Below are 24,462 nucleotides of genomic sequence, written 5' to 3' on the forward strand. Positions count from 1 at the left end.
TATCTATATTTAGTCTTAGATTCAGACATCATTTTACTCCTGAAATTATACTATCACTATTGTAATATAATCTCCAGTACAGCTTTGCTTAGCAGCAAAGTATAGAACGATAAATAATTATTCATGAATTTTCAACCTTTTTGAACCTTCGCAATCTGTTAAATGATTATCATATAGCTTACAATATAACAAAAAAATAAATAAAGCACCATAATTTTTCTGAGTAGAATTTTGTATATCACTGCTATTAATCATTAATCTAACTTGCTATAAACTCAACTAATTTCAACAAAAACCCTTGAGCTGCAAAAGCATGCTCTAGAATGTGCTTATAATTTGATTTGATATAGCTATCTGCAAAGCTTGTTAAAGCCTTAATGAATATCTTTTTATTAACATTATCTTCATTTACAACTTCTAATTTACTAAACCATGTTTTATCAATAACTTTCTTATATTCGTAATGTTGAAGTATGTATTTTCGTACTTTGAACAATATAGAGTTAGAACCTAGCTCTTTACTAAGTTCTGAAAGGTAATCTTCATCACTTATTTGTTGCTGTAAAACTGTGGTTTTTTGATACTCCGTTGTGCTATTGGTAACTTGTTTTGATTCATCAAATGGTATAACTTGTAACTGCTCAATATCGTTGCCATGCACAGCTCATACCTCTTGTAGTATCTTGAATTTAATATGATCTGACAGTGAAATATTCTTAATCAACTTGATGTAATATTTGTTTTTAACTGCTGCTCCAAAATCACAAGATGTTAAAATTTGATAAGCAGTATCTGCTTCAAAAACTCCAGCTATTTTACGCTTCAACTGAGCCTTCATACTACGGTCTGTACCAGCTTCAATGTTTGCTATATACTGTTCTTTAAATCTTCCTACGTCATTAAATCGAAAATTTCCACTATTAGCCTGATCAGTAGTTAGTAATTCATTTGCTAACGCTTTTGCCATATAGTTTAGCACTGCTGTCTTATTTTCAAAATGACGTAGTAAATATTTATTTGATAACTTCAACAGTAATTGATTTATAAAGTATATGTTGAAGCTTCTACTAGACATACGTTGCAGTATAACTGCATCTTCTGGTGTTAGTGGATAAATAATCTGCTAGTCTTTTTCTTTTGAGCAAGCATTCATTCTTTTCAACCTCTAAATCCTTAGTAATAGCTGGAGTTGCTAACTCACTATTTTGCTCATAATCCTTGTTTGCTTGCTTTTCATTACTAAAATCACTAAGCTCATAGAAATTCAAATTCTGTTGTTGCTGTTGATCTTCTTTTTCATTTCCTACTAACTCAATTTCTATAAAATCATCAGATTCAGTATATTTAAACTTCAAATTTTGCTGTTGATCTTCATTTTTATTTTGATCATTCTCTACTAACTTATCTTCAGTAGATCTAGATCTATTATTATTTTTTTATTATTATTATATCTATATATGTAGCTGCAATTTTTTGCAGGTTCACCTGCAAATTCTTGCAAATTGATGTGAAAATTTTTTTGTTGTAGAAGGACAATTTTTTCTTCTTTTTTTCTTTTTCAGTGGAACGCTGAAAATTTTTTAGAAGTTTTATACAAAGAATATTACGTACCTTGAGATTGCCTTTAATTATTGTTCTATTTTCAACTTTAATAAAACCTGCATTTCTTAATTCAACCAAGCATTGCCTAACTCTGCGGTAACGAAGGTTTAACTCCTTTTCAAAAAAGTAATAACTTTCCTGTAATTCATCTATATCATTATTGTAATAGATCTGTAGTTTATATACTATCAATGATAGAAGCTGTTTAGATGTCTTGCTTAAAGCTTTAGCATTATCTCCAATCAGATCTTTCCATTCTGCTGGAACAAAATTTCCAATAAAACGATAAAAAACAGTTGCATTATTGCTACTGTTATTATTAGCAATTTTGCAATTATTGCTTGCCAAATTACGCAAATCTCGCACCATTTCAACCTCCAAAAATGTCAGGTATAGCAGGTGATTTAGGCAATTTTTGCTATCAAAAACCACATTTTTTTTAGCACAAATGTAGCAATTTTGTTGCTACACTCGAAATTTAACGCTCTGAAAGGCTTATAATAACTTAAGTAGTTTTAAACTATACATCTATATCGTCTATAAAGTTGCAACCAAAAAGCATGGCAATGCTTTTATTTATATATTAATTGAAGCTCAATCAACCGTTGATTATTGGACAGCTCTGCGGTTATGGAGATACACATTGTTATTGTGCGAAAGGCATAAGAAAGAAAAAACTAAATTACCATTAGTGTATAATTTAGTGATCTATAACGGCAAAGAAGTCTACAACGCACCTAGAAATTTGTGGGATTTATTTACCGATTCAATGATAGCTAAGCAATTAATGACCTCTGACTATCAATTAGTCGATTTGCAAAGTATGTCGAATGATGAAATTATTAGGAAAAAGCATATCGGAATGCTCGAATATATGCTAAAACACATTCATCAACGAGATATGTTAAAGCTTTGGCAAGAGTTTCTAATAAACTTCAAACATGTTTTAATACTTGATAAAGAAAAAGGTTATGTTTACCTAAGATCATTTTTATGGTATACTGATACTAAATTACTAGAGAATCAGCAACCAGAATTAGAGCAGATTCTGGCTAAGTATTTATCTGAAGAAGAAAAAGGTAATATTATGAGAACTATTGCTGCAAAATATATTGATGAAGGCATAGCTAAAGGCAGAGCTGAAGCCGCACAAGGGCTTGCAAGGAACTTATTAAAAGCTGGCTTTTCAGTTGAATTTATTGCTGAAAATACTGGGTTATCAAACGAAGAAGTGGTTAATTTAAAAGTTAGCATGGATAATTCTTGAATTAATAATTCACTAACTTAAGTTTTTTGAGCAATGTATATCCCCAAACATATGCTATATTTAAGTTTTGTAGCTTCATAGTTAGTTTTGTGATGGGAAAGTTACCAACAAGCTTTACATAACATGTAAGGTCTGGTAGATTCATAATTTCAGATGGCATAACTAAAAGCTTTTTACGCTCAACATTATTCATATTTACTCCATCTCGCATAGTATTAGATCCATAGGACAAGTTTTCTTGAGTTTCAATAATTTCTTCCTCACCTAGTGTTAATGCTGATTTATAAGCTGTAACCTGATCGCTAACTCGAAAAATAAATTTACTATTAAACAAATCCAGCATAGAAGCACACCCTGCAGAGCCATATATTTCTTCTAATTGATGAATGTTCTGCAACCCAGCAACAAAGCAGCCTCCATACTTTCTACTTTCAGCTAAAGCAACTGGTAAAGATGAAACTTTTTGTAGAGCTGGCAGTTCATCAAGTATAAACCATATGTTTTTGTTATCATGATTAGGATTTCTACACATCAAAGCTTTGATAGCTATACTTATCCATGCTGAAATAAGTGGCTGTAAAGTAGCTCTTTGACTTGGAGTAGCTGTGATAAATAGCCATCCAGTTTCAGCAGAATTACTAAACCATTCCTTGATGCTAAAATTACCTCCAGGCTTTAAATATTGTAGCGAAGTAATATTCTTTCCAAGAGTAGATTGAATTCCCGCAGAAGTTTCAGGCGCGCTTTCGCTTATAATGCCTGATACAGCGGTGTTTCTAAAAGCTTTTACAAATTGTCTATTATCAGAGTAAATGATTGTATGAATTAGTTTTATGATATCTTTGTCATCCTGATATAGCTTCAACGCTTCAGACAAGACTAATTCAGCATTTTTAGCAAAAAAGTCATCAATTTTAGATACAAAGTAACTCGTTTGCGATGAAAGAGAAGCAAACATTGCAATACTTATGGGAATATTATCAACCTTTACTGGCGCACTCATTGATACTTCATCCTTCAGCCAAACAGTAGATTTGGGGGCAAATAACAGCGTAAAAATAAATATCGATGGAAAAAACCATTCCCATAGCAAAGATGCCGATATTTCCTCTAAAAATAGCCCTAGTAGCAGCCCATATGCCACCAATAGTCAAGGCTAAGTGACCCACTGGAGTGAAGTATTCGCTATTTGAAGCAAAGACCTCTGCCTATGCCATTAAACACATGCCATAACAGATCTCCACCACCAAATGTGTATATTACGTAATCCATTAACTTTTCTCCTTCGCTATTAAATGCTGCTCTATTAATCTAGCCCTTTTATCTATTCGACTTGCATCGGTTTGTAGGCTAGTCCATTTTTCATTTGCAAAAAGTTGTACTCGATTCAATTCCTTCAAATATCTTTCTAAATGTTCATTCGAAACTTGCTTAGCACCTAGTGAAGTAACGGCTCTACGTATTTCGGTGATTACTTCCTTCAAATGCTGAACTAATGTATAGCTAGCTATTAATTCTGATGAGATCTCTAAAATTGTGACTCCAGAAATAGCTTCTAATGTGATATAATCATAAATTGGAAATATATCTCCAATCGAAGATAAAAAGGCTATTTCAGAGTTGCTATATTCAGAATTCTTATCAAACTTATTTTTTAGATCAGTCAATTTTTGCTTAGCTTTACCTGCATAAGACTGCTCTGGTGATATTGTGATATTTCGTTGTAGGCTTGGATGCAGGCAACTAACACTATCACAGCTGTAAATTGAAGCTGATTCTCCACCTTTTAAATGACTAATCCAACTTTTTTCATCCTGAGCTAAGGAGTCAAAAAAGTACACATTATTGTTTGTAACCACGATAGTGCCAGTCATAGACATGATTGAATCACGCATATTTGATGGTATTCCAACCTTTGCTGCTGCTTTAGTGAAGATGTTATAATCATCCAGCATAACTCTGAATCCTTATTTTGTGCTTGTCGCAGAGCTTGTTTTTGATCTAAATAATTACGACATTTTTTACCAGCAGCAAAATAATCAAACCCGCTTTGTGACTGTATATCACGGCAAACAGCTTCTCTCATAGCCCAGTTCTTTGGTAAAGCTGTAGCAAATAATGCTTTTGTTAATTCACAATCTCCTTTGGCAAATTGATTCATCTCCATTGCTAGATTACGTAAGTCCTTGAGAGCGTTCTCAATCTGTGGAGCAAATGTTTTTAATCCTAATGAAAAAGCATAGACTTTAGCTTGAGAACCAATGTTTTTCATCAATTGAACTAATTCTTCTCCAGAAATAACAGAGAAGCTACCAAGATAGGCATCAATACTGCTACAGCTCATGTTTAAAGATGGTGGAGTTATAGCAAATGGCTGAAATGATGTTTGGCTTGTTCTGGCAGATAATCCGCCAGCCGCATAATATCCAGCCGCTTGATCTTGATATGATCCAGATCTTGTGACATTAATACTCATTCCTTGAAATACGTTTTCGATATTCCAAGCTAGTGATACTGGAGCTTGTAGCAATAATAGCATTGTAATGGCATAAACTCTGATTTTGGTGCTCATGTAGTCTCCAACTTATGATAATATCTATCGATTGCTAGAATATTGTCGATAATTTTATCTTCAGAGATTATGCCTCTAGCTACTGCATATATTTTTTTACCATCGCTAGCTACTGAATATAATACAGGTACAATATGCTTAGGATTTAGTTTATTAAGCAACTCATTATTCTTACTGACAGCTAGCAACTGAAATGCATATTTATTAGCAAAGCACTGAACAATAGGCATAAAGGCCTTACAGAGCAAGCAATCTTGTTTAACTTGCAAAATCAATCCCCAGTTTTTAGCAATGTTTTTGAGTTTGAAATCATTTTTTTGCTCTGATTTTTCTTGATATAGCTTTCTATGTAAGCTATTAGCAGGCTCATTAGCATTAATCAGTTGGTAATCAAGTAGAGTAGCTAGTTGCCACATAGTAGCAAACTTATGAGCCTTCTCCATGATTTGCTTCTGCAATCTTTGAGCTGTAATCACATTTTCGAGCGTTGGATTATCCAGCGCTATACGCTAAGCTCGATTAAATCGCTCCTTTAATTCCTCGATTCTCTGGTCATGAGGCCTACTCATCAACTTAGAATTAGCAGCAGAGTCATCAAGCTCATGACCATGTTTATCATTGTACCATAAAAATCTTGTTGGTGAAGCATCAACAGTGGATAAATGACTAATTAATATCATAAACATTAATAATCTGCTCATTTAGACTAAGTTTGTTGCATACGATGAACTTTATCTTTGATTCCTGCAATAATGTCTTTGTTCATGCTGTTTTGAGCCTTAGTGAGTATATCTCCAAATAGTTCATCCATATTGATTTTAGTGAAATCAACTTTTTGTAACTCTTCAACAGTAAGGCCTCTACACTTTGGACATTCAGGTGTACCAAAGTTCATTTTTAGCTGTTTTCTTGCTTCTTCCTGAAAAATTCTTGCAAGTTTCGACTGAAAGCAGCAATAAGTAGACTTTCTAGCTAAGCAAATACCTAATATCGGAATTCTTGAAGAACAGTAGGTTCCAATATAGTAGCAGTAACCTTTTTTCCTATATAAAGCTAATTCTTGTTCCTTAGACTTACATTGCGATAAGCCTATATCACGCCCCCAGCCAGTCATTGAAGAGCAGCAATTCAAAAAACTAAATACATCTTTTTTGCATTTTCGATGTTTACCTGAAAATACAGAAACGGGATTTGTTTTAATGTCCTTGCTCATCTGATTTAGCATCGCTAGATGAGCTACTTTAGCTATATCTCTATTTGGTATAATAGTTGGAGTGTTGCAATTACCTCCTAAACAAAAGATTGAGTTATTATGCAACGATGAGTGTAGCATTGTTTGCTTCTCAGTTGAACAGCTATAATCGTGCTGCCATAGTAAACAAATATTTGCTACTGATTTTTGGCAAGTGCTGTTTTTTAATTCACAATTCTGAATTTTAAGGTGTTTGCAGCCATCTTTTGGATCGCTAGTACAAGAAAAAAGAATCTTTTGTTTCCAATATGGACGATTGACTTTAAACTTGTCAAAAAATACTCTATCACCACCATCATAGTTGATTCTATTGACCTCATAGCATTCATTACTCTCAGTTAATTGCTCAAGTTCAGGGTTTAAAACTTGCCAATATTCTGCTACTTTCCTTAGTTCTTGAGTCTTATCTCTGTAGTCATAGTGAAGTATACATATTTTTTCATTTACTTCTAATAAAAAATTTCTACCAATATGGTGTATAGATACACCAAGCCTATTAGCAATAGCCCATTTCATTTGTTTTACAATTGCTTCGGGATCATCTACTAGGCAGTATATTTGTGCACCTAATTCATCATCATAGACATCGCTACGACTCTTAAGCCAATTACTATGATTCTCCTTTATTTCTTCTGTTGCAAATTCCATTTGCCGGTTTTGCCAAGAAAGCCATACATTCTCTAATCTGCACTCAACATTTAATTCTCGAATAAGTTCAATGTTAAAATTACTACCTTCATTACAACTTTGAATAATTTCAGTATTAGTTTTACTTGTTTGAGTTACGAAGTTACTGCTATCAAGGGCACTTAAAGGATCAGATTCAATTCTCATTGAATTAGCTATCATATAATTTTGATCGTTGATATTATGTTGAGTTAAGGCATTGTTTTTACTGTTTTCAGCTTGAAATAACATTGCCCCACTTTCTGTACCAAGCTGATTACGGCCATGGTAGGTTAAATCCTCATCATTGTTAGGATAATTGACATTACTACCTTGATGAAATAATTCTTGTGTATTTGAAGAATTTCCAAGATTTACATTATAGTTGCTAGCTTCATTATAACTGCTTTGCATTGAAGCTAAACAACAGCTAATATTGAGCACTATCAAAAAGTTAATATAGATAATAATCTCATTGAGTATTCTCATTCATAATTTCTAATGCTATTGCTAAAGGAATATGGCCAGTTAATTTCTTGGTTAATCCTCTTTTTTCATCATCTATTACTATCACAGGAACAACATCAATTTTATATTGTTCAAACAAGCTAGGATCTATATCGAAGCTAATACCAAGCTCCATAGTTTTATTCTTTGTTTGTGTAAATGAGTTATTAATTAACCCACGCATAATCAATTGAGCTCCAGCCTTTTGAGATTCAGCAAAATAGCTTTTTAAAGCCTCATCACTCATTGAAAATGAGACAAAAATAAAAGTTTTTTGCTGGCCCAAAAAAAAGCATTAGCATTATTAACAAATAATAAAACCATCAACATCATTACTCGTATAACCATATTCCTCTCTAACCCTTATCAAAGCAAACAGTAATCTCTTTTTCGCCAAATCAAGTAACCAAAATCTTCACCATTAACTGGAAATTCTCTTCCAGCCTGCCATGTAGCTTCTGTTTGGCCTATGCTCTTGCAGGATCTGGTTTCTGGAATCGGATAAGTCATTTGTAGTCGATACTGACTTTTCTTCATAATAGGCATGGGATACTTGCCACATAAGCCTTTATAACCATAATATCCCCATAACATCAGTTGCCTATGCATTCTAGCCATAAACTTACTTACCATTAATACAGATGTTCCAACTCCACCATTATGCGCCGCAGCTGTTCCAGTAAAAGGGTAAAGCATTCCTTGACATTCAGCACACCAAAAAGCATAATCACTTGCTAATAAACCAGCGCTGCAACTCATGCAATCAGCTATACATGCTTGATAAGCAGCTACATTTTGAAACAACAGCGTTTCTGGATTTAAAATCGCAGATTTAGCGTCATCACTCCATAATGGATCAAACTCTGTTAAATATGCTATATCGACTGCAGCCATTTCCAGACAAATAAAATCAAGCAAAATTTCCAGCCAATAAATCACAGGATAGACATACCAATGAATGTGATAAAAAGCACTTCCTTCAGCCTCATCTTTCATGCCTTTTTGAGTAGCACTTCCAAATGACAAACCTCCAAGACTTACCATACACATTGGCGACTTTGTAACATCTACAAGGCGTACTGGCTCCCAAAATCCTACCGGAATATACCAGGTACAGGTATTGGAATCCCTGGCTTAGGACAAAGACATATAAGTCTACCAGAAGCATTAGTATCAGGCATTGAAGTGTTTGTAAAGTACAGAGATATAGTAATTTAACCTATATTATCACATAAATCATTTTTAAGTTGCAATATCACTCATTTTTGGTTTTTTAGGTGAAGTGTTAACAACAGCTACACCTTGAACTGCTTTAGATCGCTTACAGTATAGAACACAACGCCTTTTTGATTTAATTTTTGATGTTTCAACTTTCTCAACATTATCAGGGTCAAAAACTCCTTGAGCAGCCATTTTCTTTATTTCATATAAAGACTTACATTTTTGCCCTTTAGGAATTTTACAATCAAAATTACTTTCGAAAAAGAAGCTTGTTAGGCTCATACAGCCCAATAGCAATAATAAAAACTTCATTATAAATGCTCCTCTAACTTTTGTGATTGGTCGAATTTATTATGCAAATTAACTTTTTCATTGTTAGTTGATTGTGAATAAGTTAAATTATGTGGCTTCTTCTTGTGCTCACGTAAGTCAAAACCTTTTTTAAATACAACATCGATGACTCTACCTGACGCAATAAGAACGACTGGGCTCATAGAATCAGCTTGTTTTATAGCAAAATCAGCTAGCTTATCAAAAGCATTACTAGCTCCAGAGTAAGCTCCAGACTGAAGCGCATCTCCAATCTGAAACTCTTGTTGTTGATGACCTCCAGCTACTAGGTTTAAAGTTGGTAGCATATCAGGTTTAATAGCCTTAGCTTGTAGAAACTTAGCAATATTGCTAAATACTCCATTTAATGCAGCCATGCTTGCTATGTTAGACGATTTATCTACCACGATTCCTTTAATTCCAGAACGTCCATCTTCACCTATCAACCAGCCTTCCGCCTTGTTTTCAATAATATCTCCATAATGAAATTTTACTTTGAAGCAGTTTTAATATGCTTGATGCTGAGCTTAACAAGCTTTAAAGTAAAAACTAGCATTTTAAGCTAATTTTATTTTTCCTTTTGAATTATCCTTTTCAGCTTCTTCTGTAGCAGCATTAATAAGCGTTACATGGCTTGGAGTTTTTGGAGTAAAAGTTAACATTAAATCTTGAATTGTTTTGTGTTCTCCTATTACTGTTAAATAAAGCTTCTTTTCTTCTTCTCGTGGAGCAATAAACAAACATCCAGACTCATGAACTACAACTTCGGCTGCATTTTGAGGATACATAAAAATATCATTGATTTTTTCATCTTTAAGATTAATTCTTGTTGGCCCACTATCAGAAATCTCAAGCTTCAGCAAATTATCAACTTCTAACTCATATTCTACCGCATATACATCACTAAACTTGACTAAAGCAATAAACCCTATCATAAACCTCAAAATTCTAATACTCATTTTTTTATTCCATTCTCTTTAACGCCAGTTAACAACAAAAGGTAATTAGGACTTCGCTTGTAAGTCAAAAGGTAAGTCTTATCGACAGCTATATGTTTACTATCGCTAAACCAATAACGAAGCGTTCCACTAATTAATACTCCATCCTTTATCACTTCAACCTTCTTCGGAAAAAAGACTGAAGACACATTTGAGCCTTTAACAAATTGCAAGTGATCATGAAAAAATTTATTTAAAGATTCAGTATTACTAGATGCAACTTTCATGTCTGCTATTTGTCTTTCTACCTCATTTGGAGAAGTAGTAAATAAGAGTTTCGTTACATAAATTGCCCATTCCTTTAAATAGGTTTCATGGTAATTTTTTGATGAAACCATCATTTTACGATCAGGCTCCATTGCTGGAATTAATAACCACTTTTCTTCTTTGGTAATTGCAGCCATTATCGCAATTATATTAGCTGCAGCTAGCAATATAGTTACTGAAAGTAAGCATTTATTATATTTAACCAGCTCTTGTATAGCATTTTGCTTAAAGAGATGATTCATTACTTGCCAACTTTTTTGCCCAAAAGCCTTGGATATCCTAATGGAGCTGGCAATAAACCTTTAGCTACTAAAAAACTTTTTAGCAAAAAATTCTCAGATACCTTCTTAATTTTCTTAAAGCAATAACATAGAGCAATTCCTCCAACCATAAAGGCTAGGCCTAATTTAGCATGCCTGCTGTTTAGTAGTACAATTCCTGGAGCTACTCCAGCTAGCACTACTCCCCATTCGTCAATGCTCAAACCCATATACTTCAACGGCCTCGATAATGCCCAACATAATTTTTGATTTTGTATAATTACCTTCAGCCTCAATTGTAGCATGAGATTTCTCATTCTGCTACTGCGATTTTCAAAAATTTACAAAATCTAATGTAGAGTAACTACTTAGCTAAGTTGTTGTCAATTTTTCTTCTCCGCAACTTAATTATGGCACTATTCCAGATAGTATCTCGTTCAAACAAACATTGGTACCGAATATACTCAGCATATTTTCGACAACTTTATTTGTAGCAATTGTTGCCTTATCTAAACTATGTATAGTATAAATTTTAGTTATATTAGTATTACTATGTCCTAATATTTGAGATATTGTATCTAGTGTTTCACCATTATTTTTCATCCAAGTTGCAAACGTTCTTCTAAGATCATGTATTGTTACATTCTGTATTCCGGCTTTTTTTCGAATCTTAGCCCATGCTCGATGCATTGTTGAACTTGATATGTGTTTACTATTGTCTGCTGAACTTGGCAATACCCATTCACTTTTTGAGCATAGTTTTCTGGTTTGCAATACTTCTATTAATTTATCAGCTAACCCTATATATAGAGTTTTACCATTTTTACTCTTAGTTTTTGGTATACACCATATTTTTTCGCTAAGGCTTATCTCGTCCCATCTCATTCCTGATACATTACTTTTACGTGCTGCAGTGAATAAACTTATAAATGTAAAAATTTTTCCTGATCGTTCTGCTCGCTTTTGCGATTCTGTTAATTGACTATTTCCCTTTTCTTTTAGCACGGCCATAAGTCTTCTCATTTCTTCATTTGTTACATATCTAGATCTTGATTCTTTTGCTTGTGCCTTTTTATTCCACATACAGGATTCTTTTCTAATAATCCCCACTCTATAGCCTTATTAAATATAGGGCTTAACAGTTTTAGAATACTGTTTGCTGTTACATAGTGTTTCTTTGCTGTTTTTTCGTCAAAAAGCTTCTGAATATCTTCTTTGGTAATCTCAGATATCTTTGTATTGTATAAAGATTCTAGATATCTCTTTACTCTTTGAGCCATTATTTTCCAACTTTTATGATAAAGACTACTATATTCAGTATATTTTACATGCACCTGTCCGAATGTTAGTTCATTCTTTAATTTTAAGCCTCTTCTCTCTTTTTTCTCTTCTTTCTTTATTTATCTTCCGTCTTTCATCCATTGGATTTATTCCTTTAGCAATATCACTTTTTAACTGCTGTATCTTTTTTCTAGCTTCTGCTACCGTTAGATCTGGAAAATCTCCTATTTTTATTTTTTATAATACATGCCATTAATGTTTATTCATAAATATAGTCTTCTAAATCCAGTATATGATATTATAAACAGTAAGTTCCTTTGTGTTATATCTCTAAACTTGATTATTTTTTCTTCTTTGGTTGGTACTTTTATTTTATTTAATGCTGCTTGTGTAAATTTAAATACTTTTACTGGCATATTTATCACCCTTCATTAATTTAAAATTGAAGTAATTAAATAATAACTTATTAATTTTTAAAATTAGCTTAAACTTATAGTCTGTAGTATGGTTTTTATTGAATAGCAAATACTTTTGTAAAAATAAAAAATATTTTTAAGCGACGTTATCAATTGAAGGTTACTCTAAGCTTATCAACTATAAATTCAAGTTGCTGGATTAAAAATTAGCACTTCAACTAGCCAAATATTAGACATAAATTTACGTTATATTTCCGCAATTAACATCAAGATATTATTGTCATATTGACAAATAATATTAATACAGCTACAGTTAAATTCATGTATCAACTCAAACGAGAATAAACTACATAGCAGATTTTATAAAGCTTATAAAGCTCATAATAGCTCTTAATCTAACTTATTTCTTCTAGTTAGTTAAATCATCTTAAACTATACATCTATAGACGATATCGCTATATTTTTTTTAACGATTCTTCTATATAACTTTCTTGCTCTACTTTTATTTTTGATAAATCTATTAAACTCTTGAAATCACTTGGTAAATAATACTCTAGAAATTCTTGTGCAGCCACTGGATCGCTCATGATTGTCTTTGCCAATGAATCATGCTTTAATTTTTTTGTCATATTTTTTTACTCTATAGTTTTTTTAATAAAAAATGCTGTGTCATACTCTGCCTAGTGTTTCGGACATAATCCTGGTTGTATATTAGTTTGTATTGATTCAATTTTTTCATTAAGTTTTCTTATTTCAGGGCTGATAATATTTCTAACAGCATATAATCCTTGAGTTTTTTATACATTATTGAAGTCATTTTTGACTGTACAGACTACTGCTTCCTTATCCTCTAGAACTTTTTCAGCTTTTTCAGTATTTACGTCATTTTTAACTGCTAGAATGATCTTTTCTTTTGGGCCAGGATTATAGTTTTGCAAATTTTCTGCTTCAATTGCACATAAGATTTTGCCTTCGACTCCAGCTTGTTGAATGGTTAACGCTGTTTCAATATCCTTTGTAATGATTGTTACAGGTGAATATTTTGAATTTTGTTGAGCAATTTCAGCAAATGATCCAACTAATTGTACCAACAGATTTTTCAGCTACATCAGCTTTATTACATGTTTTTGAATTCAGAGCTAATATCTTAGCTCCAGTAATTTCATCTTTGTCATTTTTAACAAAAATAGTGAGTGTAGGCCAGGATTTTTGAGTCTTTTCATCAAAAACCATATTTGCTCTTAAATTAGGATTATCAAAGATTTTTGAACTATAAATTTCTGTATGGTTTTCTAGATATTTATTCACAACTATCGTTTCCACCTTAGCTTCCTCTTCTTGTTTACAGTAGTATAGAGATGAAGATTTATTATACAATTCTTTAACATTCGTAATATCATTTTGTTTTGCTATACTATTATTTTCTGTTTGAGTAAGTTTGGTTGTTTCAACTGCCTTAGTCAGTTTAGTAATTTCAGGTTCTATAATGTCTCTAATTGACTGGTCTCCACAAGTTTGCAGAAGATTATTAAAATCACCATTTTCTGGTGGTTTGACTATACAAGTTATCGCTCCCTTCATTTCTAACGTTTTTGCAGCTTTAATTACAGTATTATTAGTTATAGAATTTTTGCTATCATTATCTGCTGCAATGATGATTTTTTCACCAGGAAATGGTGAATAATTTGTCAAATTCGAAATTCCTGCACTAGCAATGATATTACCTTTAATGCCTGATTGCTGCAAGCTCAATGCTGTTTCGGCGCCTTCTGCTATAATTGTTATATTAGGGTCATTCGCATTTCGTTTTGCTATTGTTATGAACGATCCACTGATTTTACCGAAAGATCTTCTGTTAATTGAAATATTCGCCTTATCTCCTGCCAAATTTAGATATACAGCCTGTACTCCGGTAATTTCTCCTTTTGAATTTCTTGCAAATGCTGTAAATGCTGGATAATTTTCTCTCGTTTGAGTATCAAACAGTATACTTGCTTTTAAGTCTGAACTTGCAGTGCTTTTGTCAAAAGTAATATCACGATTTTCAAGATACTTGTTTACTACTTCTGCATGTGGATTCTTATCTATATCATAACCATGTATTCTGCTTGATAGTTCATACAAGTTTTGAACTTTTGCGATTTTAACACTTTCAGGTTGTTGAGTATATTGTTGAGAATCGTCAGTCCTAAGCTGTCTATGATACCGTTGGCTAATATTAGACATTCCAACTATAGTTTTCAAATATTCCTTTGCCTCAAAAAAGCTGTATCCTTTTTCTCTTTGAACCAGGGATAATAAATCACTACCTTTCTACTAGCTATTTGATCCTTTAATTCTCGTAGTTCTTCTTGGCTGTTTGAATAATAATCGTTTTGCCTATATCTTCGCATCGCTTTTTACAGTTTGGATTACAATTTTATTGCTAAATGCACAAGGTGAAACTTAGCTGTTGAAATCTTTATACTGTATTTTAGAAAATTTTCCTTGTTTAGAGTATCACATAGAAGCAAAAACATACATAGAACCCGACCGTGCGAAACAAATTTGATGGTTATTTCTTTGTTTCGCAGAGGGTATATTATTAAGATAAGTGTTCTGTTACATTAACTCCAAGTAAATTATTATCTAGATCATTAGAAGGAATATGAGAGTCATTGTTACCATTATCCTCATAGCTAACATCAGAAACTGATAACACTTTAATCTCATTTTCTTGAAGTGGAATGTCTACCTTAACGCAATTTAGATCTGAAAGCTCATAATTTTTACTTGATTTATCTTCTAATGGTTTAGTTCTTTTCTTGTATAAGTATGCTAATCCACACACGGCACCCAACGTGCATATTGTAAATCCAACAGCTAGCCATGTTCCTAACTGTGAATAATAATAACCTTCGCTTTCTTGAGATTGGCTATTATTACCAATCATTTCATCACTTGTAGTACTACTTATAATACTATTGATAGTGCTACTTATAATACTACTTATAGTACTACCTATGTCTGTGACAGTGCTAGTCATGTCTGTGACAGTGCTAGTCATGTCTGTGACAGTGCTAGTCATGTCTGTGACAGCGCTAGTCATGTCTGTGACAGTGCTAGTCATGTCTGTGACAGTGCTAGTCATGTCTGTGACAGCGCTAGTCATGTCTGTGACAACACTAGTCATGTCTGCTACAGTACTACTTATAATATCTGAATTTTCCATAAATAACTCCGTTACATTTATTGTTTCCATCTTAAAGTTAATATATTGATTTATTGCAACTGTCAATACATATTATAACTCATAATATGAAAAATAAATTCAGTGAACTTAAATTGCATTACAATACCAAAAAGTTAATATGGTAGTAAATTTTTAATCTTCAGTACTACCGTCTACCGTCTAATTCCAATTTTTGGAGCTATATTAGCTTTTACAATTTGTTCAGGGTCTGTTTTTACGTTCTGATTATTAACTAATTTCATGATTTCAGGTATCACAAGCTCCTTAACAGCTGTGGCTCCTTTATTTTTTAGCATTTCGTTAAAATCTTCACCTTCTGAAGGAACTACGATGCTAGTGATTGCTCCTTTACTTTTCAGTACTTTTGCAGCATCGTTTATAGTGCTTACATATTCTTTATTCTGTTTATCATTATTTGCAGCTATAAGAATCTTTTCTCCTTGAAATGGTTGATAGTACTTCAAATTATTAACATTTGAGCTATATACCATTCTGCTATCAATGCCAGCTTCCTGAAAACTTGATATCGTTTTTCCTTCTGCAGACAAAATGGTTACATCATAATTGTACTGTCTTTGTTCTTTGATTTGCATAAACAATGGAGTAGAAATATCTTTGGTGGTACATTGCTTTATGCAATTCTCTTGCTGGACTCTTTCTACTTTAGCTTCTTGCTCTGGTTTAGCAGTAAAGTGATAATATTCTTCATTCACATGAGATCTATCATTGATATCATTGATTATAGACTTAAACCAGTTTTCGATTTTACTAAAAACAGTTGTCTTTGTCCGTGCTTTCTCCAAATCATGAGCAGTTTTCAGAGTTATGCTAGCTGATTTATCATTTGGTCTGCTAAGCTGATTTATTAAGCTGTTAATGCTTCTAGTTGCTTCCTTATTGCAATATAGCTGTAATTTCTCTATATGCCTTGTCATAGCTACGTATGAGCTGCTTATATTACTTACTCCATTATGTAAAACGTATACATCTTTTATAGAAGCTCCCTGGGCCTTATAAACAGTACTTGCATAACCATGTTTAAATTGTATTTTGCTTGGGTCAAAACTCACATCTTGTCCTGCATCTGTCTTAGCTACAAATTCATTTTTATTAACCGAAGTTAAAGTTGCAAATTCACTATTTTGTATTTGTAAATCCTTATCGCTTTTTTGAAATACAATTCGATCTCCAGCCATGTAGGACTCTTTCCTTCCAGCTATTGAACGCCTATATTCTGTGCCTTGTAGCGTGCCATTAGCTTTTAACAAAGATCTAATACTTGAATTAAGAATGTCTACCTCTTTATTACGTACTGTAATTACCAATTTTTCATGTAGCTTAAACTTGCTTAGACTCCAGTTGTATCTTAACTTACTCATTGAGTCCTGCAACGTATTATCAAACTTAATACATTTATTTTGTCTCAGTAATGTTATACCGCTTAAAATATTACTCTCAGCAAACTTTGTTGCTGCTTCTCTGCTCCAGTTTTCACTTTGTCTTCGAATATTCACTAAAACATGTGAACTGAAAATATTACTCAGCATCTCAAACATTCCGCCTCTTTCTATTGAAGCTAACTGCTTTTCATCTCCAGCAAGTATCAGTTGACAATTATTGTTTCTAACTACTCTAAACAGCTCTGCATATTCTCTAGTAGCAACCATTCCAGCTTCATCTACTACTATTAACCTATTTTGCATAAAAATTTTTTTTTTCGATTATACAAAAATCCTTTTACTGTATAGACTTCCTTATAACCTTTGCTCCTCAGCTCTGATACCGCTTTATGAGTAGGAGCAAGTCCAATAACATTTTGTCCACGATTTGTTGCAATTTTATATGCTTTTGCTAAAACAGTGGATTTACCTGTTCCAGCTCTTCCTCTTAGTACTCTAACTCCACTAGTGCTAAGCAAAATATGCCTTAGAGCTTGTTTCTGTTCTTCACTAACATTTGCTAGACCTTCTATATCACTTTTAAGATTGTAAATATCGTTGTAATAAACTTGATTATTGATTTTATTAGCTATTCTTATTATTCTTACTTCCTCGTCTCTAACATCAGTTGTAGTAAAATATTTGCTACTTTCACCATCATCATGATATAACTCTAGTATTCTATTTGAACTGAACACTTGCTGAACTAACATTCCCCTTTCTGTTAGGTCTGGTATATCTTTTACTGCTTTTTCAATATCCTGCTTAGTAAAAATAGATTTGTAATGTGTTATAGCATCCGTTATTACATCAACATCCTTAATAATTTTTAAATTAGCCTCTTTACGTAACTCATTTTCATTTGCAACTTCATTAATTAAACCCCTAATTCTAGTAGGGCCAATATGCTCTTGCGGTACTGCACTTATCTTATCAACTCTATTTGATAAGCCTAATTTAGCAAAATATGCATTAATTATTTCTTTTACTTTTTCATGAATCATCTCGGGATCTTTAATAACAACCTTTTTGCCATTACTTAATGTTATGCATTTTGGGTTTAAATTTACTGCTTTATCACCTAAACCAGTTCCATCTTCTCTAAATCTTCTTGTAGTAACCAATATGTGCGCATGCCAGTTTTTATCTCCTCTATGAGGCTTATGAATGTCTATCTGTACTCCAAGACCATTTTGCACCCATTCCCCCATTGCATCAACTATTTGATGAGTTATTTCTATTCTATGCTCTAAATTCAATTCCTTATCGTCTGGCAGTGCTATTACGATATCCTTCAATAGCTGACTGTTTCTTCGTTTTTCTGTTTGTTCAACCTCATTCATTAATTGTTTGGACATTCTTGAATTTTTGATTTACATAAGCTGGTATCAGCACTGTATGATATACGTTATCTTTTTTACAAGAGAAGTTATAACTTACATTTGTCTTCTCGTTTTTAACAATAGTTCTTGCATTATACGCTGCCTTACGACAACTATCTCCTCCTTTGATTCTACTTAAAAATTCAATCCTTGCAAACTGTATTGCCATTTCAACTCCAATCCTCACCTGAGTTTCAGGTTAGCATGAGTTTTTTGATTTTGCCAGTACAAACTGCTTTTTTTAACACTCAATCGGCTAATTGGCACCCATTTTTTAGCAGTAAACTTTCAAGTTTACATATTGCGTATAAGCTTATTCTTTAATGAAGCTTCTAACCTGAATTCACGTTTTTTTGACTATAATTATTTGATGTTGGTTTGGCAGGTGCGGTTTTTTTCTTTACTGGAATTTTATTTTGATATATTCTTGCCTGATTTTTTTATCTTTCTGAATTACTAACATGGCAAATCTTATGCAGCAAAAAATTACTCTCCAACAAAAAAAGCTAAGCTAATCATGGATGAGGTTAACCTCAAAATCAAAGAACGTAAAATGCGTACTCGACGTCTTATCGAAATGGGTGGACTAGTCGCTAAGGCTAAGCTTGATCACTTACAGACAAACACTTTATTTGGTGCAATTGTTTCACTAAAAGAAACTTTAACACAACATCCAAATGTTCAGAATCATTGGACTACAATCGGTAAAAATATTTTTGATAAGGAACAGCAAAATAAAGCTGCTGTGATTTTAAAATTTTCCTCTGAACCAGACGAAAACACTAAGCACCACATTCGCCTTCATGGCTTAAAATGGAATAGCTTTCGTCAAGAATGGTGCAGCAATGTTAAGGACATTGAGGCCTTAAAGAATGGCCTTCTCAATATTCAGTATAAACTTGAGCTTGTATCTTAAATAAGAAGAAAGTACCTCCTATTAATAATAAATTAATAATAAAGATTATGATAAGAGGTATTCAGAATAATGTTTATACAACAGCTTCAGCCATTATTACATATTGACCTGATATTGGCCGTGCAGTGTCATCATATTCTGCTTCTTTATATTTAAATTGTAGGTCTTCATACAACTGTTGTTGTTCATTATTATCTAGGAAATATGTTGGCATTTTTTCTGCACTTAAATTTTTAACACTAGTATTAGCATTTGTACCTACATCTACACTGTTTTCAGCAGAAGAACTGGTTTTATTTTTTGGGTAGCACAAACAATATATTCCATATAATATAAATCCAGAAGCTGTTAGTACTGCAGCTGTTGGCACTATCCATGGAACTATTCCCCATGCTACTGTTTCTGGAGCAGAAGTGACAAAATTTTCCTCTTCAGGACTAGTTGTGACATTAAGAAAATTTACATTAGAACTAACTGTTATATCATCAAATGTTGCTTTGCTATATGTAGTATTATCATAATTATTCCCCCAAATGCTAGAGCAAAATTCTTTCAGCTTGATTAAGTTGCAGTTGATTATTTTGCAAGAGTTAATACAGTAGCTAGCTACAGTGTTCTGGATACTATTATCATAATTTGGAACATTATGTTCATTATGTTCATATAGTAACTCATGTTTTTCACACGATATAGCATTATTCGATGTTAATATTTCCTGACCTGTACACTCACGAAGACGGTCAGGATTATATGTTATTTCAAACATACGAATTGAATCCATAGTGTTGCCGAGATACCTATATGGATCTATGTTAGCATTATTACATATAAGCATACTTTTTGTGCTAGCAAACAAGTTGTTAGCTGGAGGTATTGTCCTAATTGTAGTCACATTACAGTCAACGTCTGCAGAATTCAACATAATTTTGTTAACGCATTTGACTGCATCACTCATAGATCGATTTGTAAATGATACTGCTTTAGCCGCTGCTATTGAAAAAAGATTCATTATAATTACCTTGCTTAATCTCTATATTTTGTATTATAACATGCATTTACTAATAGTTGTCAATATAATTATGCAATGTAATAGCTAAAATACTATAGGAGAGTTATGTTATAAACTGTTCGCGTATCTAAGTCACAGTGATATTTCACTCTTGTCGATTTAGCTTGACGCCATTTTTTTAATAGAATTTAAATTAGGAGAATAATGAGGTAAATACTAAATATATGTTCATCTTTTTCTATCATATTTTTAAATTTGAGAGATGCCAATCATAAATGCCATAACATCTTATGCCTTTTGCTGCATATCCATGAGTTCTAGGTGTACTATGAACAAAACTTCTCTCATCAGTTGAACTTGCAAAAAAAATTAAAAAAAGCAATCTCCGCATCATAACTGATTAATTTTTAGAATCAAGGTACAGAGAATCAGATGTTCAAAATAAAAAAATGCTACTTTTTTTTGAACCAAATATTTTATTTAAAAATAAAATATTGTTGTTTTTTTGAATTAGAATTTATTCCAGATAAGTATGAAGTAAACAGTATCCACTTAACTTGTCAGCAATCTTTGGTAGTTTAAGGTATTGATCAAGAGGTATAAATTCTTGCTAAGTTTGAATGAGTATTTTTTGTCTTTTTTCATAAGGTTTTATTGATACAGTCTGAATATTATGGAATCGGTCGCATAATTTGATTAATAACAAATCTTTTTTGTTTTGCTGACGCAATATTTTAATCATTTCTCTAGAACTAATTTTTTTATTATCCCTAATTCTGGTAAGGTCAAAAACCTGTTCTGCAATATTATTACCGAATTCTTGACCTATTTTTTCTTTAGTTAATGTTGTGTCTTCGATGGTATTATGTAGTATTGCTGTAATAATCGTATCTGTTTCAAAGCTGTAATCTGCTATCATATAAGCTACTTCCAATGGATGCATATAATATGGCTCTCCTGTATCTCGAAGTTGTTTGTCATGATATTTTTTAGCATATTTTATTGCCTTTGTAACTTCATAAAGATTAATATATCCTTGTGTATGTTGATTTATTAGTATCAGTTTATTTAATAGAATTTGACTAAAATCTGAAACTGTCGTTTTGCAGTAACATGTTGAATATGTTAGACTTCTTTCGAAACTGGTTAAGGTAGTTCAAAATTATTGCTGACAAATATCGAAATAGACCTAAAAGATTCGGTCTTAGATTTAATTTGATCTCTTGCATTTATAATTTTGAACTACCTTAACCAGTTTCGAAAGAAGTCTGTTATCATTTTGCTTCCATCTTTTATTGGATCATATTGTTAGCTTGTTAAATAGGCCAGATAATGAATTAGTTATACCAGTATTTACGAGCTTTAATGGAACATTGAATATAAAGCATGAACCTTTTGTTTCCTCGCTTTCCAGCATAATTTCACCATTCATCTCCTGTATAAATTGCCTTACAAGTTTCATTCTAAAACCAAGTGTAGAAGCTTCCTCTGAATACGTATCTTTAAATTCTTTATTTATCTGATCTACTTTGCTTTTTGAAAATCCTGGTCCTGTATCAATTACAATAACCTTCAACATTCTGTATTTGTCATCCATTGGTATTGGATATAACGTCATCTGGACTCCAACTTTGCTTCCTTTGCTATTAAATCTGATAGCATTAGTCATTAGTATTGTGAGTACTGCCTGTAGTCTATAATTGTCACCAATTACTTCTTTTATTGTAGTTAAATAATCGCAACTAAGTTTTATTCCTTTACATTCTGCAACTGAATTTAGAGCAGATTTAGTAATCTTCATTTCTATTTCTGAATCGAATTCTTTTTCTAATATCATAAATCACCCTTATTTTAGAAAATTAAAGATAGTGAGCATATATCGGTACACGGCATATAACCTCTGTATACTCATTTTTTACGTATGTAATTTCTCCCTTGATTGCTTGAAGTAGTAGCTTAACAAATGTTAGCCCTAAACCTAAGATATTATCTTTATTTGGAGTTTTAAAAGCAGTATTTATTTTTTGTAATTCTTTTATATCTTTTCCATTATTTCGAATTGTAAGTTCTAGTGTTTTGTCTCGTATTTCTGGATTTAGTAATCTAACTCTAATGAGTATTACTTTAACTTTTTCTCCAAATCGATTTACATTATCAAGCAGCTGAGTTAGTATTTGCTGTATTTCATCTCCATATCCAATCATACGAATTTTTTCATAGTCATAATCCGTATAAACAATGCAATCTGATTCGTTATCCCTTATATCAGAAATTGATTTTTCTAGCAGACTTCTTAAATAAATTTCTTCGTGTGCTGTCGATATGAATAATTCTTTGTATTCCCTTACAAGCCTGTATATTGTACTCTTTATTCTCTTGTAATCAATTGACTCTCTTTGAATTATTTTAAATAAACCTATTACACTTAACCTTAGTCTTAAAATTTGCTTCGAAAGCTTTAAAAAGTCGCCTTTCACTAAATATTGAAGCAACAATTGTATATTTTTTATATATTTTCGTTTTGCATAGTTGCCTCATAATTCAGGTATATAATTGAATTGGCACTTCACACGAAGAAGATATGTAGTTACTTCCTTGATCTATTCTGAGATTTCCTTTCATTTTATGTGTTAGCTGTTTTATAAACACTAACCCTTGTCCTAGCTCTTGATGTTTTATTAAATCCGAATTGCTTAATTCAGAATTCATCTTTTGCAATTTTTCTTTCTGAATGCTGAGCCCTATGTTTTGTACTAAAAATTGTAATATTTTATCTTTTGAATCTGTTTTTCCATCTTGAGAAGGTAACAAATGAACACAAATATTAATCGTCATACCTTTAGTACCATGTATAATGGCACTTCCAACTAACTGGCTTAGTACAGCTCTTATTCGAAAACTATCTCCAATAATACTGTCTTTTATATTAGCCTGAAAATTGCTTTTTAGATCTATTCTATCATCTTCAGCAATTGCTTTTAGTCCAGCAACAGCATTCCTTACAAACTTTTGTAGGCTAAAATTTTCTAGTTCTACATTCTTTGATTCTATGTCTTTTCTAAATACACAAATTTTATCATTTAGATGATCCATTAGTTCATCTAGTTCATCAAGTAAGCCTAATGTATCTGTTATTTTTGCTTCTACATCTTGCTTATATCCTATTAGTTCTAGTATATTCCACTTTGTTTTATTACAGTTATTTTCTATATGCCTAATATATTGAATCAACTCTATATTGTTATTTTCAATATTATTCTCCTACGGTTAAGTTTATTAACTTTGTTTTTTTAGAAATTTAAAATAGCAAGCTTAGCTAACAATTAGCTAAGCTGATTGGCATATGACATATGGCTTCCATATCTTAATGTTGATTTTTTTATTTTCTGTTATTTCGGACTGAAGTATTCTAACATCTTCTGACTCACTTTTGAGCTGTTTGAATACATCTATTATGTTTAAGTTTAGTGTTTTAAGTTGATGTGTAAGTTTTAAAAGCTCTTTATCACCAGCTGCTAGATGTCTTAGTAACAGTTTTGACTGTATATTTTTATTAAATATACTTTTATTTTTCTGTTGACCTTCGTTTCCAATAGACATAGAATTCCCCTGCTATTTTTTTAAAAAAAATGCTTTCTGAAGATTAAAGTTAAAAGTTCAACTCTTTATTTCATTTAATCTTCAGCTTAGTATCATTAAAGTTTTGAAACCTAGATAATATAAGGTATAGAGTAGCATTATAATTTTTATCAGTCTATTAAAATCTTTTAATTTTCAGGCTAAATTTTTGCATAATAATTTAATGTTGATGTAAAATTATTACATTCCCTACTTATTGTTATAAT

28 protein-coding genes and 8 pseudogenes are annotated in these 24,462 nt (G+C 32.1%); 3 read left to right on the forward strand and 33 right to left on the reverse strand.

Annotation, left to right across the window (positions count from 1 at the left end; translation table 11 throughout):
* Window positions 1–117: 117 nt before the first annotated feature.
* The 5 genes from OTBS_RS14045 to OTBS_RS11915 form a co-directional block, all read right to left on the reverse strand.
* Window positions 118–255, reverse strand: coding sequence for a hypothetical protein (locus OTBS_RS14045; RefSeq protein WP_157866353.1), 138 nt, complete (start codon window positions 253–255; stop codon window positions 118–120).
* A gap of 4 nt (window positions 256–259) precedes the next feature.
* Entirely contained in the window at window positions 260–661 is a 402-nt protein-coding gene (locus OTBS_RS11910; RefSeq protein WP_232488911.1) for a DnaA N-terminal domain-containing protein, read from the reverse strand.
* Between the two features lie 3 nt (window positions 662–664).
* Complete coding sequence (locus OTBS_RS16265) at window positions 665–1,075, reverse strand: hypothetical protein (protein WP_232488912.1); 411 nt, start codon at window positions 1,073–1,075, stop codon at window positions 665–667.
* Window positions 1,068–1,355: a hypothetical protein gene (locus OTBS_RS15080; RefSeq protein ID WP_173361678.1), complete on the reverse strand. Its 288-nt coding sequence runs from the start codon at window positions 1,353–1,355 to the stop codon at window positions 1,068–1,070. Before OTBS_RS15080 ends, OTBS_RS16265 begins: the two co-directional genes overlap by 8 nt.
* Before the next feature lie 73 nt (window positions 1,356–1,428).
* A complete protein-coding gene (locus OTBS_RS11915; protein WP_232488913.1) occupies window positions 1,429–1,971 on the reverse strand; it encodes a hypothetical protein in 543 nt (180 codons plus the stop codon).
* Window positions 1,972–2,113: 142 nt separating this feature from the next.
* Here OTBS_RS11915 and OTBS_RS04155 point away from each other — a divergent pair.
* Window positions 2,114–2,869 (forward strand): annotated as a pseudogene (locus OTBS_RS04155) (Rpn family recombination-promoting nuclease/putative transposase); the annotation flags it as partial.
* Window position 2,870: 1 nt separating this feature from the next.
* On the opposite strand, the gene OTBS_RS04160 reads toward OTBS_RS04155, so the two are convergent.
* From OTBS_RS04160 to OTBS_RS14865, 22 genes and pseudogenes are all read right to left on the reverse strand, one after another.
* Window positions 2,871–3,827, reverse strand: coding sequence for a type IV secretion system DNA-binding domain-containing protein (locus OTBS_RS04160; protein ID WP_011944687.1), 957 nt, complete (start codon window positions 3,825–3,827; stop codon window positions 2,871–2,873).
* 313 nt (window positions 3,828–4,140) lie between these two features.
* Window positions 4,141–5,441 (reverse strand): annotated as a pseudogene (locus OTBS_RS04165) (conjugal transfer protein TraH).
* A pseudogene (locus OTBS_RS04170) lies at window positions 5,438–6,142 on the reverse strand (conjugal transfer protein TraF). Before OTBS_RS04170 ends, OTBS_RS04165 begins: the two co-directional pseudogenes overlap by 4 nt.
* Before the next feature lie 5 nt (window positions 6,143–6,147).
* Window positions 6,148–7,773, reverse strand: coding sequence for a conjugal transfer protein TraN (gene traN / locus OTBS_RS04175; RefSeq protein WP_232488837.1), 1,626 nt, complete (start codon window positions 7,771–7,773; stop codon window positions 6,148–6,150).
* A gap of 58 nt (window positions 7,774–7,831) precedes the next feature.
* Window positions 7,832–8,152, reverse strand: a complete 321-nt coding sequence (gene trbC / locus OTBS_RS04180) for a type-F conjugative transfer system pilin assembly protein TrbC (protein WP_011944350.1) — start codon at window positions 8,150–8,152, stop codon at window positions 7,832–7,834.
* A gap of 80 nt (window positions 8,153–8,232) precedes the next feature.
* A pseudogene (locus tag OTBS_RS04185) lies at window positions 8,233–9,056 on the reverse strand (TraU family protein); the annotation flags it as partial.
* 52 nt (window positions 9,057–9,108) lie between these two features.
* Window positions 9,109–9,399 carry a hypothetical protein gene (locus tag OTBS_RS04190; protein WP_011944249.1) on the reverse strand — a complete coding sequence of 97 codons (291 nt, stop codon included), beginning with the start codon at window positions 9,397–9,399 and terminating at the stop codon, window positions 9,109–9,111.
* A complete protein-coding gene (locus tag OTBS_RS04195) occupies window positions 9,399–9,863 on the reverse strand; it encodes a TrbI/VirB10 family protein (protein WP_011944248.1) in 465 nt (154 codons plus the stop codon). Before OTBS_RS04195 ends, OTBS_RS04190 begins: the two co-directional genes overlap by 1 nt.
* A 111-nt stretch (window positions 9,864–9,974) precedes the next feature.
* Entirely contained in the window at window positions 9,975–10,376 is a 402-nt protein-coding gene (locus tag OTBS_RS04200) for a hypothetical protein (protein WP_011944247.1), read from the reverse strand.
* A complete protein-coding gene (locus tag OTBS_RS04205) occupies window positions 10,373–10,924 on the reverse strand; it encodes a TraE/TraK family type IV conjugative transfer system protein (protein ID WP_011944688.1) in 552 nt (183 codons plus the stop codon). The genes OTBS_RS04200 and OTBS_RS04205 overlap by 4 nt, the downstream gene beginning before the upstream one ends.
* Window positions 10,924–11,259 (reverse strand): hypothetical protein, encoded by a 336-nt coding sequence (locus tag OTBS_RS04210; RefSeq protein WP_011944246.1) that lies wholly within the window; start codon window positions 11,257–11,259, stop codon window positions 10,924–10,926. Before OTBS_RS04210 ends, OTBS_RS04205 begins: the two co-directional genes overlap by 1 nt.
* Before the next feature lie 91 nt (window positions 11,260–11,350).
* On the reverse strand, window positions 11,351–12,052 hold the full coding sequence (locus OTBS_RS10295) for a tyrosine-type recombinase/integrase (RefSeq protein ID WP_162097316.1): 702 nt from the start codon (window positions 12,050–12,052) through the stop codon (window positions 11,351–11,353).
* A complete protein-coding gene (locus OTBS_RS14860; protein ID WP_050897527.1) occupies window positions 11,977–12,222 on the reverse strand; it encodes a phage integrase central domain-containing protein in 246 nt (81 codons plus the stop codon). Before OTBS_RS14860 ends, OTBS_RS10295 begins: the two co-directional genes overlap by 76 nt.
* Before the next feature lie 70 nt (window positions 12,223–12,292).
* Window positions 12,293–12,457, reverse strand: coding sequence for an Arm DNA-binding domain-containing protein (locus OTBS_RS18315; protein ID WP_410517964.1), 165 nt, complete (start codon window positions 12,455–12,457; stop codon window positions 12,293–12,295).
* A 29-nt stretch (window positions 12,458–12,486) separates the two neighbouring features.
* Window positions 12,487–12,639 (reverse strand): hypothetical protein, encoded by a 153-nt coding sequence (locus OTBS_RS16270; protein ID WP_232488819.1) that lies wholly within the window; start codon window positions 12,637–12,639, stop codon window positions 12,487–12,489.
* A 439-nt stretch (window positions 12,640–13,078) separates the two neighbouring features.
* Window positions 13,079–13,268, reverse strand: a pseudogene (locus tag OTBS_RS11925) (Rpn family recombination-promoting nuclease/putative transposase); the annotation flags it as partial.
* 168 nt (window positions 13,269–13,436) lie between these two features.
* Window positions 13,437–13,730, reverse strand: a complete 294-nt coding sequence (locus OTBS_RS16275) for a hypothetical protein (protein WP_041621214.1) — start codon at window positions 13,728–13,730, stop codon at window positions 13,437–13,439.
* Window positions 13,702–14,883 (reverse strand): toprim domain-containing protein, encoded by a 1,182-nt coding sequence (locus OTBS_RS16280; protein ID WP_041621215.1) that lies wholly within the window; start codon window positions 14,881–14,883, stop codon window positions 13,702–13,704. Before OTBS_RS16280 ends, OTBS_RS16275 begins: the two co-directional genes overlap by 29 nt.
* Before the next feature lie 340 nt (window positions 14,884–15,223).
* Window positions 15,224–15,850, reverse strand: a complete 627-nt coding sequence (locus OTBS_RS04230) for a hypothetical protein (RefSeq protein WP_232488914.1) — start codon at window positions 15,848–15,850, stop codon at window positions 15,224–15,226.
* 173 nt (window positions 15,851–16,023) lie between these two features.
* A complete protein-coding gene (locus OTBS_RS17580) occupies window positions 16,024–17,574 on the reverse strand; it encodes an AAA family ATPase (RefSeq protein WP_050897528.1) in 1,551 nt (516 codons plus the stop codon).
* Window positions 17,559–18,668, reverse strand: a complete 1,110-nt coding sequence (locus OTBS_RS17585; RefSeq protein WP_269763914.1) for a MobA/MobL family protein — start codon at window positions 18,666–18,668, stop codon at window positions 17,559–17,561. The genes OTBS_RS17580 and OTBS_RS17585 overlap by 16 nt, the downstream gene beginning before the upstream one ends.
* The gene (locus OTBS_RS14865) at window positions 18,646–18,879 is read right to left on the reverse strand and encodes a hypothetical protein (protein ID WP_162097307.1); all 234 of its coding nucleotides are present in this window, start codon (window positions 18,877–18,879) and stop codon (window positions 18,646–18,648) included. Before OTBS_RS14865 ends, OTBS_RS17585 begins: the two co-directional genes overlap by 23 nt.
* A gap of 274 nt (window positions 18,880–19,153) precedes the next feature.
* On the opposite strand from OTBS_RS14865, the pseudogene OTBS_RS04240 reads away from it, so the two are divergent.
* Window positions 19,154–19,608, forward strand: a pseudogene (locus tag OTBS_RS04240) (conjugal transfer protein TraD).
* 73 nt (window positions 19,609–19,681) lie between these two features.
* Here OTBS_RS04240 and OTBS_RS16285 read toward each other — a convergent pair.
* Both OTBS_RS16285 and OTBS_RS04250 read right to left on the reverse strand, forming a co-directional pair.
* On the reverse strand, window positions 19,682–20,617 hold the full coding sequence (locus tag OTBS_RS16285; RefSeq protein ID WP_011944691.1) for a hypothetical protein: 936 nt from the start codon (window positions 20,615–20,617) through the stop codon (window positions 19,682–19,684).
* A 517-nt stretch (window positions 20,618–21,134) separates the two neighbouring features.
* A pseudogene (locus tag OTBS_RS04250) lies at window positions 21,135–21,695 on the reverse strand (HD domain-containing protein).
* A 77-nt stretch (window positions 21,696–21,772) separates the two neighbouring features.
* On the opposite strand from OTBS_RS04250, the pseudogene OTBS_RS14050 reads away from it, so the two are divergent.
* Window positions 21,773–21,868: pseudogene (locus OTBS_RS14050) on the forward strand (IS5/IS1182 family transposase); the annotation flags it as partial.
* Between the two features lie 49 nt (window positions 21,869–21,917).
* Here the strand turns inward: OTBS_RS14050 and OTBS_RS04255 are convergent.
* The 4 genes from OTBS_RS04255 to OTBS_RS04270 form a co-directional block, all read right to left on the reverse strand.
* Window positions 21,918–22,454 carry a sensor histidine kinase gene (locus OTBS_RS04255; protein WP_041621217.1) on the reverse strand — a complete coding sequence of 179 codons (537 nt, stop codon included), beginning with the start codon at window positions 22,452–22,454 and terminating at the stop codon, window positions 21,918–21,920.
* Window positions 22,455–22,476: 22 nt separating this feature from the next.
* Entirely contained in the window at window positions 22,477–23,094 is a 618-nt protein-coding gene (locus OTBS_RS04260; protein ID WP_232488915.1) for an ATP-binding protein, read from the reverse strand.
* Window positions 23,095–23,158: 64 nt separating this feature from the next.
* A complete protein-coding gene (locus tag OTBS_RS04265; RefSeq protein ID WP_232488916.1) occupies window positions 23,159–23,848 on the reverse strand; it encodes a sensor histidine kinase in 690 nt (229 codons plus the stop codon).
* A gap of 96 nt (window positions 23,849–23,944) precedes the next feature.
* On the reverse strand, window positions 23,945–24,217 hold the full coding sequence (locus OTBS_RS04270) for a hypothetical protein (protein ID WP_011944693.1): 273 nt from the start codon (window positions 24,215–24,217) through the stop codon (window positions 23,945–23,947).
* Between the last annotated feature and the right edge of the window lie 245 nt (window positions 24,218–24,462).

It is taken from the genome of Orientia tsutsugamushi str. Boryong (assembly GCF_000063545.1).
Classification (GTDB): Bacteria; Pseudomonadota; Alphaproteobacteria; order Rickettsiales; family Rickettsiaceae; genus Orientia; species Orientia tsutsugamushi_C.

Coding starts and splice junctions, on each gene's coding strand:
- OTBS_RS14860 (WP_050897527.1), bottom strand. CDS start 12,222: ATGGCTCAAAGAGTAAAGAGATATCTAGAATCTTTATACAATACAAAG.
- OTBS_RS16265 (WP_232488912.1), bottom strand. CDS start 1,075: ATGTCTAGTAGAAGCTTCAACATATACTTTATAAATCAATTACTGTTG.
- OTBS_RS16270 (WP_232488819.1), bottom strand. CDS start 12,639: ATGCCAGTAAAAGTATTTAAATTTACACAAGCAGCATTAAATAAAATA.
- OTBS_RS04270 (WP_011944693.1), bottom strand. CDS start 24,217: ATGTCTATTGGAAACGAAGGTCAACAGAAAAATAAAAGTATATTTAAT.
- OTBS_RS04255 (WP_041621217.1), bottom strand. CDS start 22,454: ATGATATTAGAAAAAGAATTCGATTCAGAAATAGAAATGAAGATTACT.
- OTBS_RS04205 (WP_011944688.1), bottom strand. CDS start 10,924: ATGAATCATCTCTTTAAGCAAAATGCTATACAAGAGCTGGTTAAATAT.
- OTBS_RS16285 (WP_011944691.1), bottom strand. CDS start 20,617: ATGAATCTTTTTTCAATAGCAGCGGCTAAAGCAGTATCATTTACAAAT.
- OTBS_RS04160 (WP_011944687.1), bottom strand. CDS start 3,827: ATGTTTGCTTCTCTTTCATCGCAAACGAGTTACTTTGTATCTAAAATT.
- traN (WP_232488837.1), bottom strand. CDS start 7,773: ATGCAAAGCAGTTATAATGAAGCTAGCAACTATAATGTAAATCTTGGA.
- OTBS_RS04190 (WP_011944249.1), bottom strand. CDS start 9,399: ATGAAGTTTTTATTATTGCTATTGGGCTGTATGAGCCTAACAAGCTTC.
- OTBS_RS04230 (WP_232488914.1), bottom strand. CDS start 15,850: ATGGAAAATTCAGATATTATAAGTAGTACTGTAGCAGACATGACTAGT.
- OTBS_RS11915 (WP_232488913.1), bottom strand. CDS start 1,971: ATGGTGCGAGATTTGCGTAATTTGGCAAGCAATAATTGCAAAATTGCT.
- OTBS_RS04210 (WP_011944246.1), bottom strand. CDS start 11,259: ATGAGAAATCTCATGCTACAATTGAGGCTGAAGGTAATTATACAAAAT.
- OTBS_RS04200 (WP_011944247.1), bottom strand. CDS start 10,376: ATGAGTATTAGAATTTTGAGGTTTATGATAGGGTTTATTGCTTTAGTC.
- OTBS_RS17585 (WP_269763914.1), bottom strand. CDS start 18,668: ATGTCCAAACAATTAATGAATGAGGTTGAACAAACAGAAAAACGAAGA.
- OTBS_RS14045 (WP_157866353.1), bottom strand. CDS start 255: ATGATTAATAGCAGTGATATACAAAATTCTACTCAGAAAAATTATGGT.
- OTBS_RS17580 (WP_050897528.1), bottom strand. CDS start 17,574: ATGCAAAATAGGTTAATAGTAGTAGATGAAGCTGGAATGGTTGCTACT.